Consider the following 12,641-nt stretch of genomic DNA (forward strand, 5'->3'; position numbering starts at 1 on the left):
AAGACAAGGGGACGCGGAGAATGAAAATTTCCCCGCGTCCTCGCATTGATTCTTCTGGATCATTAGTTGTCTAACAGACTTCTACAAAACTCCCACAGTCCTGGCTTCGGCAATTACGTCATCTATTTGCCCAAACTTTAAGGCTTCTATGGGGGTTAACCCGTTTAAAGCATTGTTTGGTCGAGTCAGCCAACTTATTTTTGAAAAAGCAGGAACATTCAGAGCTTTTAAAACATCTGGTAGCCCAGCTACTACACCATCTGGCCCCTCAGGATCGAATTGCCAGATGGGAAATTTCCAGACTCCGTTATCTTGAACAGCAATTAAGCTATTCTTTTTTAAGCGATCGTGTGGTGTCTGACGGGTTGTATTCAATAAATCGGCTACTTGCGGTGCTGTTAATGAAGATTTAAGTAATTCTTGTCTCCACCTAAAATTTCTCGTTAGCGCAGCAAGTTCTAATTTACTATGCTCTTCATCACTGATTTGATCGGCACCAAGTTTGGCAGCGAAGTCAAGTTCAGCTTGGGAATACTTTGGCTTAGTATGAGTAGGAGCCAACCTTTCTGCTAAGCATTTAATCTCCTCAGGTTGTAGAGAATTGAGATAATCCTGAAATTCTAGTGCGATGCGCTCTAGTGCTTGTTTCATAACATATTTTCCGGAAGGAGCATCAATCGAGACGTTAATTTCGCTCATAATCCCTCCTAAACCGACCACCTAACATAATAATTTACTCAAGTAATGTAAGAGATGTCAAATATCTAGATCTCTAGATTCGCACTCTCATGTATGTTTTACAATCATTCTTGGGAGTGATTTGGGTATGACTTTTGCATGAGATATGTATGAGTTTTTGCTAAAGTAGCTATATAAATTACAAAATAATTTTAGATAGAGGTAATGACTAGGCGATCGCTTCAAGCATCAGCCAAGGGAATTAGTAAAGCCGAAGCGGCCTTAATCCGTAATTCCTTGACACAGCAGGGGTTAGCTGGAGAACTCGGTATTAGTCGTCAGCCTGTTACTAAGTTTTTTCAAGGCAAACCAGTTGACCGCTACATTTTCGTGACTATTTGCGAAAAGCTCAACCTGAATTGGGAAGAGATTATCGTCTCCTCATCCTTTCCGGAGGTGGAACAGCCAGCTAGCGTTAGCCAAATTCCGAGTTTAGTGCAGAGTGTCCGCGAACAAGTCCACGACAGCATTCAAAGGCGTTGTGGCGTGATGCGGGTGCTAGATATGGAACGGCCAAGAAGGCTGGATACTATCTACACTCACGTCCATATTTGGGAACGGGTAGCTGGACGCAGGCGACTGGATATTGAGGAGATAGTACGGGATTTTGACCCTAACAAGTGGAACTGTTTTAACTTGGGTATTCTTCAACAACCGCGTTATCCCGCCTTGGAAGCCGTAGAAGATTGCGACAAATTGATAATTTTAGGCAGACCAGGAACAGGCAAGACTATATTTTTAAAGTGGTTAGCGATTCAGTGTAATTTAGGTGAGTATAGAAGCGATCGCGTCCCGATTTTTCTTAATCTCAAGGACTTTGCAGAGGCTAGAGAGCAACCAAACCTACTAGAGTATATTACACAACAATTTGAAGATTGTGGGGTTGTGCCAAATGCAGCACTCACCCTGCTCAGTCAAGGACAAACAATAGTGTTATTAGATGGGTTAGATCAAGTCAGGGAAGCTGATTTTGTCCGAATTTTGCAGGAAATTAACTGGTTTACAACCCGATTTTATGCCAATTCCTTTGTGATTACCTGCCGAGTTGCGGCACAGAATTATATTTTTGAACAATTCACAGAAGTAGAAATTGCCGATTTTGATACTCAACAGATTACTGAATTTGTAAGCAAGTGGTTTCAGGATCGAGAAGCGAACAAAGCAGAAGATTTTTTACGGAAATTAGAAGAAAATCAATCGTTACAAGAATTCGTTACTAATCCTTTATTGGTGACATTTTTATGTTTAGTATTTGAACAAATAGCAGATTTTGATTGGAAATCAGAAATTTATCAACAAGCATTGGATATCTTTATCGACCAGCTTCAGATTCAACGATATGGAATTTATCAGCAACTTTCTCAGCAACAAATAGAAGAATTACTGAGTGAAATTGCCAGAAAATATTGGCAGCGAGGTGAGTATTTATTCCAGCAAAAAGCTATTGAAAGCCAGATTAGCCAATACATTATGAGCTTACATAAAAGCAATAAAAATTTAGAAATAGATAGTGAAGCAATTCTCAAGTGTATTCAAGTTCAAACTGGGTTACTGGTAGAGAGAACAAAAGGTATTTACTCTTTTGCTCATATTACTTTTCAGGAATACTTGGCTGGTAAACACAAAATAGAGTTTTAATTTCCTTCTGCCTTTACTTTAAGCGGCACTATCATCAAATATTATCTGGATCGATTCCCAATTCTCTAACCTTGGCTGCTAATCGTTCTTTTTGTTGGCGTTCAGTTTGAGCAACTTCGTCAGAGGTTGAGTAGCCAGTACCATTTTCATCATACCAATACAGTACCTTACGTTGAATTGTGCCAGATGTGTAGCGCGATCGCCCAATTCCCAATCCAATTTCTGACATCCAAAATGGTTCGCCTATTTGTAGTTGATATTCTCCATTAATCAACTGATACACTTCAAATGGTTGATGTTGGTCTCGTCGCCAATACTGCGGATTGTAGATAACGTAGTAGAGGACACCCAATTTAGCATAGATATTCAGCTTAGTATCATATTCATCACCAGGAGTTTTAGAAACTACTTCCAAAACAAACTTGGGTACAATGTTTTCTTCTTTCCACACCACATAACTGAAGCGTGATTTATCTGCTTTACGTCGTTGCACTCCTAAACTCAAAAAACCATCAGGAACTACTGGTACTAGATGACTGATTCCTGTTGTATGGTAAATACCCATATCTACGCCGAAAAACCAGTCATTTCTGTTTGCCCAAATCGACTCTAAGATAAACAGCAATAAGTTGGGAATAAAATTCTGATCTAGGCTTCGCCAAGCCCTTTGGTCTACGTTATCCACAGGTGTATCGTCTGAACAGGGTAGTTCAGCACTGGTTGGTAGAGCTTGATAGGGTTTAGACTTTACCATAGATCGTTAATTATGGTCATTTGCCCAATAGTTTGATTTTAGGCAATGTCTGCCGACAATAAGCAGAAGCTCCTACGCATTTAACTTTATTAACTTTATTCCCATCGTCCTTCTTCCCAAGCTTTAATGGCATAAAATACTGATGAGTAATCATCATTAGCGAAGGACATCTTGATCGCTGATTGCAAGATTTGCCTGACACCTTTGATACTGCTAACATCTAAATCAGCCGCTTTCGCTTCATTGATAAATAAGTCTGTATCTTTCAATAAGTGCTTGGTGGGAAAATTCGGATTTGCAAAATTGCCATCCAACATTCGTGATAGCTTTTTATCAAAGGTAGGGGCGTAAAGTACACTTTCACGCAGAATTTCCATAAATGCTTCTACGTCAATACCCTGACGCTGAACAAAAGCCAGACTGAGAGCAAAGCTAGTGGTTAGAGAAGCTATGAGTTGATTAAGTGCTAGCTTGACGGAAGCTGCCGCACCTACAGGCCCGATTAATCGAGGTTCTGGGCCAAAATTTTGAAGTAAATTAAAGTAGCGCTGAAATTGATCTTCGCGAGCGCCTACCATGACAATTAGTTTGCCAGTTTGTGCTTCAGGAATACTCCCTAAAACTGGTGCTTCTAGATACTCCCCACCAGCAGCTGCTACTGCATCTCGAATTTCTTGGCTTTCTGTGGGGGTAATTGTCCCCATTTGGATAACGGTGCGTCCTGAGAGAGTTCGCCAGGAAGTATCTGAAAGCAACACGCTATAAATAGCCGCAGCATTTGTCAGCATGAGGATGATGCAATCAGCAGCGCGAATTGCATAGCGGGGATGCGTTGCGATTTCTGCACCAGCTGCTTGTAGTGGTGCTAATTTTTCTGGGGTGCGGTTGTAGGCAACTAACTCTATGTTTGCTGCCAATAGCCTTTGCGCCATTGGTAGTCCCATCAGTCCAGTTCCCAGAAATGCCACCTTCATTGTTTACGTTCCTTTGGTACAGCGTAGGCGAGGCCTTATTGTAGACATCGCGTTTCTATTATCAGTTAATAGTTATCAGTCAACAGTTACCAGTTAACAGTGATGGCTGTTAACTGGTAACTCAAATACTGGTTTGCGGGGGTGGTAATTAGCCACCTGCGGCAAAAGTTGCCAAGATTACAACTGACAGTAAAATACCTGGGGTGAGTAGGGTAACTAGTACTAATAGGTCGTGGGTACTCATAATTTTTCGTTTCCTGATGTTTTTGCGATCGCTGTAACAGTATTACCTTAGTCAACTGAGACTAATGCAGCATTAATAGAGTTTTAACTTTTCGCCTACTTTTACTCTGGCACAGTTAAGCCTTTTAGCGGTTGAGACAGTTCTTTTTCCTTTAAGCCTTTGCTTTGAACTAAAACGCCAAAGCCGCCTAGCCCTAAAGGGTTAATCAGTTCGTGTAGTGACTCTCGTCGCCGCAATAGTTGCGAAATTGATTGTTCTTGGTAGGAAAGGGCTGCAATGCGACTTCCCAAGCCCAAGGCCATCAAAAATAATCCCTGCTGGGTAAAACCTACTTTATCTAAACCGCAGCGATCGCCCCATCGTTCTAAAGCAGTAAAATCCACATGGGCTGTAATATCTTGCTTGCCGATGTTGACATAAGGGTTGTCATGATGGCGATGGTGATAATAGCATTTCAAGGTTCCTTGCGATCGCCTGGGGTTATAGTAACGACTGGCAGGGTAGCCATAATCAATTGTTAACACGTAGCCACGCTGCAAGCGGTCTGTCACTATACTCAACCAGTCTAGAGCAGCTAAATTAATTTCACTACGGTAGCCATCTGTATAACCATTTTGGGAAAAATCAATTTCCACTAAATCAAAATATTCAGCCAACCTAGGGTTAGAAAGTTCTCCTGTAACTTCTACAAATGCTGGCACAGGTGTGGGGAGAGATTCCTCCTTGTCCCCCTTGTCTCCCTTGTCCTCCTTGTCTCCCACATCTCCCGTTGTCACATAAATCTCTTGCACTTCCCCTGCTTCTAAAATAAACTGATGTACTGGCAAAGCATCCACCAATTCATTAGAAAAAAAACAACCTGTAATGGAATTGGATGGTATTTCCTCTAGACTGCACCAACGCACCGGAAAATCTTGTAAGCGTTGCTGCTGTTCTTGTCTCAGAGATGGGGATTTCTCAACAATTAGATATTCTAAAACAGCAAAAAAATCTGGGTAGTGCTGCTGACAGTACTTGAGGATATAAGATGCTAACAGTCCTTGACCTGCTCCCATTTCTACCAAAGAAAACTTCACAGGTTTTCCTAAAATCTCCCACATCTGAAAAAACTGTTCTGCTAGTAATTCACCAAAGTCATCTCCAAGGTGAACAGATGTAAAAAAATCACCACCTTCAAACCCAAGCTTGACTGCATTGCTGGAATAGTAACCATGTTCGGGGTGATATAAAACCATGTCCATATATTCAGCAAAAGTGATGCGCTGTTGGGGACTTGTAGCAATGCGATCGGTTATGAGTTTATACAACACTGGATTAGAATCCATAAATAATTATCAATTTAATTACTAATTCTGTATTCATAATTAAAAACCGGGTTAGAGTACAGTCTGCTTTGTTTTATCGATATCTAAATACCCTTGTTTAAATTAATTAGCAAATTTTTAATACTTAATTTTGAGAAAGTTTAGATGAGTGTGAACATGTATCATTAAATCAGCACTTCAAAAGTCAAAATGATTTCAGTAACAAATTGGCTCCTGCACACAATATTTTCATTATTTTTATATGGTTTGTGGGGATTATTCAGCAAACTGGCCACAAACTATATTGACCCAAAACTTGCTTTAGTCTACGAAGTCAGCGGTGCTATCCTCGTGAGCCTATTATTAATTTCGACTAATGGCTTTCAATGGCAAGGAAATATTCGTGGTATCTTATACGCAGTTCTAGTTGGTATTAGTGGAACTTTAGCCACACTATGTTTTTTCGTGGCTATCAGTCAAGCTTCTGCAACAATTGTCATACCTCTAACTTCCTTATATCCAGCTATCACAGTCCTCTTAGCATTTGTAATTCTTAAAGAGCCGATAACTTTGAGACAAGGTATTGGTATTTTATTAGCGATCGCAGCGTTGTTACTATGTTCCTGGGAGTAGTAATTTCTTAGCAATAAAACCTACTAACTCACTAATGATACCAACACACCATTAATATCGCGGACACGAGCAATCATCTGTCCCCAAGGCTGACGTTTTGGCGCATCTAACGTTTTTGCCCCTGCACCTAATGCTTTCATGTAGGCAGTAGCAACATCAGGTGTAATAAATGATATTTGAATTAATGAAGGTGGTTGTATGGGATCGTTAGCATGGAAACCACTAGGAAATAATGTTTGCGCTTCATTAGTAGAGGAAAAAGCTAAGGTAGTGTCTCCAGTTTCCATTTCTGCCCAGACAATTTGATTTTGCTCTCGGATTGTACGACGAACAAGGCCAAATGCTTTTTCGTAAAACTCAACGGTCTTAACAACATCATCTACCCAGATAATTGTATAACCAAATTTCATAGCTTTTGCTCAACTTGACTTTAGTTAACTATCTAGAATACAAGGGGCTGTAGCCATCGTTTTCGCCCCTGTTTGCATCTGTTCAATATCTGATGGCGACCAGAAGTGAGGTGCTTGGCACTGATGAGCTATTAACAATCCCCATAATCCCCTAGGTATGACAACCGGTACTACTAGATTGGCGCGAACCTGCAAACTGCGGAGAAATTCACGATGACAATCGTGTATAGGTTCTGATTCAATATCCGCGATCGCTCTTACTCTTCCTGCTAAATACAAACTGGCATACTCTTGGTTAAAACAATTATCAGCCCCCGTAGAACCAAAGATTGAGTATTCACTAGAGATTACAGATTCAAAGGTTACTTGCCCCTCCCATTCTCCGTAAAAGTAATATAAAACTACGCGATCGACTTGAAGTGACTCTCTAAGGTGGTCGATCGTTTGTCGAACTAATGTATTCCGGCGCATGGTGATGGACAGACGGTCAAGTACCCTCTGTAAACCCATCTGATAATTGCTTTGTGCGCTGGGGTCATATTCGGAATAGGAATGAATTTGCACAGGTCTAAAATGACAACTGGGTAAATACTTTCAGTTTTCTATAGTAACTTATCAAACTTCTACTACTAAAAAAAGATACTGAATTTAGATTTGGATTTTGATTGATAAGAATAATATTTCCAGCTTGAAGTCAATCCCAAAGTAAAAATTAAAAGTTTTGGCTTTTTCTTTGAATAAATTTATTTTTTATCAATAAATATCTTCAGTCAAGTCAGAGATCGCTGATGCCTAAGTTTCAAGGAAATAAATTTTAAATAGTTAAATAACAATATATAAATTTTTGTAAAATAATATGTACAAAATGAATTTCTACCCCAGTTCCTAGGTTGCGGAAACTGCTTAGAGGAAATCGGTATTCTGGAGATGCGTTGAGTTATTGCTCAAGCGATTTCTACAACAGGCTACGCCTACACCGCCACAAACGAGATTTACGGTGTTTGGCTCGGCCTTTTGTCACACCAGCAGGTAAAATACATAAGCCTGGTCTATTTCCTCAACATCATGGGCAACACTTTTGGTCATCTATTTCGTATTACTACTTTTGGAGAATCTCACGGCGGTGGCGTGGGAGTTGTGATTGATGGTTGTCCGCCGCGACTGGAAATTTCTGCTGAGGAAATTCAAGTAGAACTAGATAGAAGGCGGCCAGGACAAAGTAAGATTACGACACCTCGCAAAGAAGCTGATACCTGCGAGATATTATCTGGAGTCTTTGAAGGCAAAACTTTAGGAACACCAATCGCAATTTTGGTACGGAACAAAGACACCCGTCCCCAAGATTACGACGAAATGGCGCAGAAGTATCGTCCATCGCACGCTGACGCCACTTACGATGCTAAATATGGCATTCGCAATTGGCAAGGTGGAGGTAGATCCTCTGCACGTGAGACAATTGGACGAGTAGCAGCAGGTGCGATCGCCAAAAAAATTCTTCGTCAAGTCGCCAATGTGGAAATTATTGGTTACGTCAAGCGCATCAAAGACCTAGAAGGCGTTATCGATCCCAACACTGTCACCCTAGAACAAGTTGAAAGCAACATCGTTCGCTGTCCCGATGCGGAATCGGCAGAACGTATGATTGAATTAATTGAGCAAATTGGTAGACAAGGTGACTCTATTGGCGGCGTAGTCGAATGCGTAGCGCGGAATGTACCCAAGGGTTTAGGCGAACCAGTATTCGATAAATTGGAAGCAGATATTGCTAAAGCTGTAATGTCTCTCCCTGCTAGCAAAGGTTTTGAAATTGGTTCAGGTTTTGCGGGGACGCTATTAACAGGAATTGAACATAACGACGAATTTTATATTGATGAACAAGGCGAAATTCGCACTGTAACTAACCGTTCAGGTGGGATTCAAGGAGGAATTTCTAACGGCGAAAATATTATTTTACGAGTTGCGTTTAAGCCGACAGCGACGATTAGAAAAGAGCAAAAAACCGTAACTCGTGAAGGTGAAGAAACCCTATTAGCAGCCAAAGGAAGACACGATCCTTGTGTGTTACCCCGTGCTGTTCCGATGGTTGAGGCGATGGTTGCTTTGGTGTTGTGCGACCATTTATTACGGAATCATGGGCAGTGTAAAGTGTTGTAGGATGTCTATTTACTATTATTATGTTCATCATAACATTTTGATTTTTTAGGCATCTTCTTACAAATTTTTATGCTGTCCTATTTGACGGCACCAATCTCTGAAAGAAATAAACACTCTTTGAAAATCATCTTCAGATGGTAAAATTCCGTGGTGAGCAACAATATTTCGCAAATCCTCTAGTTGTGCAAATCTATTGTCAATAAAATGAATGTCTCCAATATAAGGTAGGAATAATTCTCGATTATTTCTAATCAATGTCGCCAAATCGCCCCAATCAATACAATAAAGAGGTGAACTACCTCCTCTTGGGGAAACCCATTTGTTTTTTATTTCTTTATTTTTGACTCTTTCTACTTTCTCTAACATTTTTGTATTTGCAACTATTTTCCACCAATTATCTCCAAGTTCCTTTGAGAGTATTTTTTCAATAAAGCAACGAACCGAATTTTCGTAGCAATGGAGAATTACATATAAATTAGACATTCTATAGGCACTTAATACATCTTCATTATTAATATAAGGTGTATTGAATATTTCAGTAGTTTCTAGTTTATTAAGAATACCTATAAGCGTAGCTTTTGCAATTGACATGGCTACCCACAAAGAGCCATCATCTGAATAATTTGTACCATTTAATGCTTTATTCCAACTATTTAATTCATCATTCATGTCAGCACCAGTAAGTATTTCTCTAACACTGTTTATCCAATTTGAAAAGTGCCGATAAATAACATCTGGAGAGTCATAAAACTCCTCCATGCTAGATAAACCAGACAATAATGCTTCTATAATTTCTCGTTTATATTTCATAAGCCTTAAGCAAATGGATAATTAATATTATATTATCTATATAAACAAGATGTAAATATTTTTACCAAGTAAAAGGATGTTATGGATCTAGAATAAAATTTAATTTTTTCATTACTATAAAATTAAATTTTATATTAGTCACTATTCAACGGATGGAAATACTTGTTTAGCCGTGAGATTTGATTATCTTATAATTTGGGTTAGTTCTTTTTTTAAAAAAGTAATTTCCAAAACTCAGATAGAATGGCTATATATTATGATATGCAACTTAATCTAAATAAACATGGATTTTATTACAATCTTAGGACTAATAGCAGCTACCTTAACCACCATTGCCTTCTTACCACAAATGTTTCAAACATGGCGAACAAAGTCAGCTAAGGATGTTTCTTATGTCATGCTGATTACATTTAGTAGTGGTTTATTTTTATGGTTAATATATGGCATTTATCTGCAAGCTTTACCCATTATTCTTGCTAATAGCGTGTCATTATTTTTTAACCTGATAATTCTATCGCTTAAAATTAAATATAGATAACCCTGCCACACTGCCTTGGCTAAACAAACAAAGTCAGCCTACGCCAATTCTATTTACCCGCATTATTATAAACACCCCCAAGCGATCGCCTGTGACATCATCTGTATTTTCTGCTGAACGCCTGTTATTCACCCCCACTACCCCCAACACCGACGCTATCCCGGTGATTTTCGCCTTTCCCAATGAGTACAGCGTGGGAATCACTAGCCTGGGATATCAGGTGGTGTGGGCAAATTTGGCAATGCGAGATGATGTGCAGGTAAGCCGCCTGTTCACTGATATTCACGAACCGCTTCCGAGAAAGCCAGAAATTGTGGGATTTTCGATTTCTTGGGAACTAGATTATGTGAATATCTTAAATTTGCTGGAATCTTTAGAAATTCCCATTCGCGCATCTTTCCGCAAAGATAATCATCCAATAATTTTTGGTGGTGGCCCGGTTCTCACCGCTAACCCCGAACCTTTCGCAGATTTTTTTGATGTCATTTTGCTAGGGGATGGAGAAAACCTGCTAGGAGATTTCATCGAGAAGTATAAAGAAGTTAGGAACGCTTCTCGACAAACTCAACTTCAAGCACTTGCACAAGTACCAGGAATTTATGTTCCCAGTTTGTATGAAGTGGAATATGAGGCGTTAGATGGTGCTGTCAAGTCAATTCAACCAATTTCCTCAGAAATTCCCGCAATAGTGCAAAAACAGACTTATCGGGGAAATATCCTCTCTGCATCCACCGTCGTTACCGAAAAGGCAGCATGGGAAAATATCTACATGGTGGAAGTGGTGCGCAGTTGTCCAGAAATGTGTCGCTTCTGTTTGGCTAGTTATCTCACATTGCCATTTAGAACCGCAAGTCTGGAAGGTTCGTTAATTCCTGCTATTGAAAGAGGCTTACAAGTTACAAAGCGATTAGGGTTATTAGGTGCTTCCGTAACTCAGCATCCAGAGTTTGAGGCGCTGCTGGATTATATTAGTCAGCCGCAATATGATGATGTCCGTCTCAGCATTGCTTCAGTTCGCACCAATACAGTTACAGTGCAGCTAGCACAAACTTTAGCGAAACGAGACACGCGATCGCTTACTATTGCGGTAGAAAGTGGTTCTGAAAAATTACGCCGCATCATCAACAAAAAGCTGCATAATGACGAAATCATCCAAGCCGCAGTTAACGCCAAAGCTGGTGGCTTAACAAGTTTGAAACTCTACGGAATGGTGGGAATTCCTGGCGAGGAACCAGAAGATTTAGAACAAACTGTAGCAATGATGCGTAGCGTCAAAAAAGCTGCGTCTGGACTGCGGTTAACGCTAGGATGTAGCACCTTTGTACCTAAAGCACACACACCATTTCAATATTTTGGTGTGAATAAGCAGTCTGAAAAGCGGTTGCAGATGTTACAAAAACAGCTAAAACCCCAAGGGATAGAATTTCGCCCAGAAAGCTATAATTGGTCTATCATTCAAGCTTTGTTATCAAGAGGCGATCGCAGACTATCTCACCTGCTAGAACTTACCCGTAACTTTGGCGATTCCTTAGGCAGTTACAAACGTGCTTTTAAACAGCTAAAAGGTCAAATCCCTGACTTAGATTTCTACGTCCATGCTAATTGGTCAACAGAGCAAATATTACCTTGGAATCACTTGCAAGGGCCTCTACCACAGTCTACACTACTGAAACACTTGGCTGATGCTACGAGTAATTTTGACTCATCCGTAAAAGAACTTCAGCCATTAAATTCATAGCGTACAAATTAATGCAAACAACAGCTGAGTATTACTGCGCTTATTGCGGTGAACCAAACTTAACCTTTGTTGATTTGAGTGCTGGCGGACAGCAATCTTATGTTGAAGATTGTCAAGTTTGCTGTAACCCAAATATTTTGTATGTAAGGGTGGATGAAGACACTCTAGATATTGAAATTGATACCGAATACGAAGGCTGAATTTTAGGTTTTTGCTTCCATGCTGCACTTTAAACATACCTCTGTAATTAATGCACCACCAGAAGTAGTGTGGAGATTTCACGAAAGAACAGATATTTTACAAATGCTAACTCCACCTTGGCAACCAGTCAAAGTTATGCGCCGTGAGGGAGGGTTGGAGGTCGGTGCTATTACAGAATTTCGGCTTTTTCTTGGCCCCTTACCTTTGACTTGGTTAGCACGCCATACTCAATGTGAAAAAAATCGCTTGTTTGTTGATGAACAAATATCAGGGCCTTTTGAGTCTTGGATACACAGGCATGAATTAGAACCTGAAAATGGTAAAACTAGACTGATTGATGATATTTCCTTTTCTTTGCCTGGTGGAGAAACAGTTGAATTTTTCAGTGGTTGGTTAGTGCAAGCACAACTAGAAGCTATGTTTCGCTATCGTCATTATGTAACAAAAAGAGAGTGCGAAAATTTATAGGGAATTAAATTGTAGGGTGTGTTATCGCTTTAGCGTA

General features: G+C 40.0%; 14 protein-coding genes. 7 read left to right on the plus strand and 7 right to left on the minus strand.

From position 1 onward, the window contains the following. Window positions 1-81 precede the first annotated feature (81 nt). Window positions 82-699, minus strand: a complete 618-nt coding sequence (locus AACU33_RS04790; RefSeq protein WP_096587284.1) for an antitoxin Xre/MbcA/ParS toxin-binding domain-containing protein — start codon at window positions 697-699, stop codon at window positions 82-84. 204 nt (window positions 700-903) lie between these two features. Between AACU33_RS04790 and AACU33_RS04795 the strand changes: the two genes are divergently transcribed. Beyond that, window positions 904-2,376 (plus strand): NACHT domain-containing protein, encoded by a 1,473-nt coding sequence (locus AACU33_RS04795; RefSeq protein ID WP_096587285.1) that lies wholly within the window; start codon window positions 904-906, stop codon window positions 2,374-2,376. A gap of 34 nt (window positions 2,377-2,410) precedes the next feature. On the opposite strand, the gene AACU33_RS04800 is transcribed toward AACU33_RS04795, so the two are convergent. The 3 genes from AACU33_RS04800 to AACU33_RS04810 all read right to left on the minus strand — a co-directional run bounded on the left by AACU33_RS04800 (window position 2,411) and on the right by AACU33_RS04810 (window position 5,673). Beyond that, entirely contained in the window at window positions 2,411-3,130 is a 720-nt protein-coding gene (locus tag AACU33_RS04800) for a Uma2 family endonuclease (RefSeq protein ID WP_096587286.1), read from the minus strand. Between the two features lie 95 nt (window positions 3,131-3,225). Further along, on the minus strand, window positions 3,226-4,104 hold the full coding sequence (locus tag AACU33_RS04805) for an NAD(P)-dependent oxidoreductase (RefSeq protein WP_096587287.1): 879 nt from the start codon (window positions 4,102-4,104) through the stop codon (window positions 3,226-3,228). A gap of 345 nt (window positions 4,105-4,449) precedes the next feature. Continuing rightward, window positions 4,450-5,673, minus strand: a complete 1,224-nt coding sequence (locus tag AACU33_RS04810) for a class I SAM-dependent methyltransferase (RefSeq protein ID WP_096587288.1) — start codon at window positions 5,671-5,673, stop codon at window positions 4,450-4,452. Window positions 5,674-5,862: 189 nt separating this feature from the next. Here AACU33_RS04810 and AACU33_RS04815 point away from each other — a divergent pair, with 189 nt between their 5' ends. Beyond that, window positions 5,863-6,285, plus strand: a complete 423-nt coding sequence (locus AACU33_RS04815; RefSeq protein WP_339375768.1) for an EamA family transporter — start codon at window positions 5,863-5,865, stop codon at window positions 6,283-6,285. A 23-nt stretch (window positions 6,286-6,308) separates the two neighbouring features. On the opposite strand, the gene AACU33_RS04820 is transcribed toward AACU33_RS04815, so the two are convergent. Continuing rightward, a complete protein-coding gene (locus AACU33_RS04820; protein WP_096587289.1) occupies window positions 6,309-6,695 on the minus strand; it encodes a VOC family protein in 387 nt (128 codons plus the stop codon). Window positions 6,696-6,719: 24 nt separating this feature from the next. Further along, window positions 6,720-7,259, minus strand: a complete 540-nt coding sequence (locus tag AACU33_RS04825; protein WP_096587290.1) for a GAF domain-containing protein — start codon at window positions 7,257-7,259, stop codon at window positions 6,720-6,722. A 501-nt stretch (window positions 7,260-7,760) separates the two neighbouring features. Between AACU33_RS04825 and aroC the strand changes: the two genes are divergently transcribed. Then, entirely contained in the window at window positions 7,761-8,849 is a 1,089-nt protein-coding gene (gene aroC / locus AACU33_RS04830) for a chorismate synthase (protein WP_096587291.1), read from the plus strand. 57 nt (window positions 8,850-8,906) lie between these two features. On the opposite strand, the gene AACU33_RS04835 is transcribed toward aroC, so the two are convergent. Then, window positions 8,907-9,659 carry a Swt1 family HEPN domain-containing protein gene (locus AACU33_RS04835; protein ID WP_096587292.1) on the minus strand — a complete coding sequence of 251 codons (753 nt, stop codon included), beginning with the start codon at window positions 9,657-9,659 and terminating at the stop codon, window positions 8,907-8,909. Window positions 9,660-9,942: 283 nt separating this feature from the next. Here AACU33_RS04835 and AACU33_RS04840 point away from each other — a divergent pair, with 283 nt between their 5' ends. The 4 genes from AACU33_RS04840 to AACU33_RS04855 all read left to right on the plus strand — a co-directional run bounded on the left by AACU33_RS04840 (window position 9,943) and on the right by AACU33_RS04855 (window position 12,604). Then, window positions 9,943-10,197 (plus strand): SemiSWEET transporter, encoded by a 255-nt coding sequence (locus AACU33_RS04840; RefSeq protein ID WP_096587293.1) that lies wholly within the window; start codon window positions 9,943-9,945, stop codon window positions 10,195-10,197. A gap of 91 nt (window positions 10,198-10,288) precedes the next feature. Further along, window positions 10,289-11,935, plus strand: a complete 1,647-nt coding sequence (locus tag AACU33_RS04845) for a B12-binding domain-containing radical SAM protein (RefSeq protein ID WP_096587294.1) — start codon at window positions 10,289-10,291, stop codon at window positions 11,933-11,935. Between the two features lie 11 nt (window positions 11,936-11,946). Then, the gene (locus AACU33_RS04850) at window positions 11,947-12,135 is read left to right on the plus strand and encodes a CPXCG motif-containing cysteine-rich protein (protein WP_096587295.1); all 189 of its coding nucleotides are present in this window, start codon (window positions 11,947-11,949) and stop codon (window positions 12,133-12,135) included. 19 nt (window positions 12,136-12,154) lie between these two features. After that, window positions 12,155-12,604 carry an SRPBCC family protein gene (locus tag AACU33_RS04855; protein ID WP_096587296.1) on the plus strand — a complete coding sequence of 150 codons (450 nt, stop codon included), beginning with the start codon at window positions 12,155-12,157 and terminating at the stop codon, window positions 12,602-12,604. Window positions 12,605-12,641 lie beyond the last annotated feature (37 nt).

Source organism: Calothrix sp. NIES-2098 (assembly GCF_963875125.1).
Classification (GTDB): Bacteria; Cyanobacteriota; Cyanobacteriia; order Cyanobacteriales; family Nostocaceae; genus Aulosira.

What these genes read in the sequence shown, in the direction of transcription:
- AACU33_RS04790 (WP_096587284.1), bottom strand. Translation starts at nt 699, where the DNA reads ATGAGCGAAATTAACGTCTCGATTGATGCTCCTTCCGGAAAATATGTT.
- AACU33_RS04795 (WP_096587285.1), top strand. Translation starts at nt 904, where the DNA reads ATGACTAGGCGATCGCTTCAAGCATCAGCCAAGGGAATTAGTAAAGCC.
- AACU33_RS04800 (WP_096587286.1), bottom strand. Translation starts at nt 3,130, where the DNA reads ATGGTAAAGTCTAAACCCTATCAAGCTCTACCAACCAGTGCTGAACTA.
- AACU33_RS04805 (WP_096587287.1), bottom strand. Translation starts at nt 4,104, where the DNA reads ATGAAGGTGGCATTTCTGGGAACTGGACTGATGGGACTACCAATGGCG.
- AACU33_RS04810 (WP_096587288.1), bottom strand. Translation starts at nt 5,673, where the DNA reads ATGGATTCTAATCCAGTGTTGTATAAACTCATAACCGATCGCATTGCT.
- AACU33_RS04815 (WP_339375768.1), top strand. Translation starts at nt 5,863, where the DNA reads ATGATTTCAGTAACAAATTGGCTCCTGCACACAATATTTTCATTATTT.
- AACU33_RS04820 (WP_096587289.1), bottom strand. Translation starts at nt 6,695, where the DNA reads ATGAAATTTGGTTATACAATTATCTGGGTAGATGATGTTGTTAAGACC.
- aroC (WP_096587291.1), top strand. Translation starts at nt 7,761, where the DNA reads ATGGGCAACACTTTTGGTCATCTATTTCGTATTACTACTTTTGGAGAA.
- AACU33_RS04835 (WP_096587292.1), bottom strand. Translation starts at nt 9,659, where the DNA reads ATGAAATATAAACGAGAAATTATAGAAGCATTATTGTCTGGTTTATCT.
- AACU33_RS04840 (WP_096587293.1), top strand. Translation starts at nt 9,943, where the DNA reads ATGGATTTTATTACAATCTTAGGACTAATAGCAGCTACCTTAACCACC.
- AACU33_RS04850 (WP_096587295.1), top strand. Translation starts at nt 11,947, where the DNA reads ATGCAAACAACAGCTGAGTATTACTGCGCTTATTGCGGTGAACCAAAC.
- AACU33_RS04855 (WP_096587296.1), top strand. Translation starts at nt 12,155, where the DNA reads ATGCTGCACTTTAAACATACCTCTGTAATTAATGCACCACCAGAAGTA.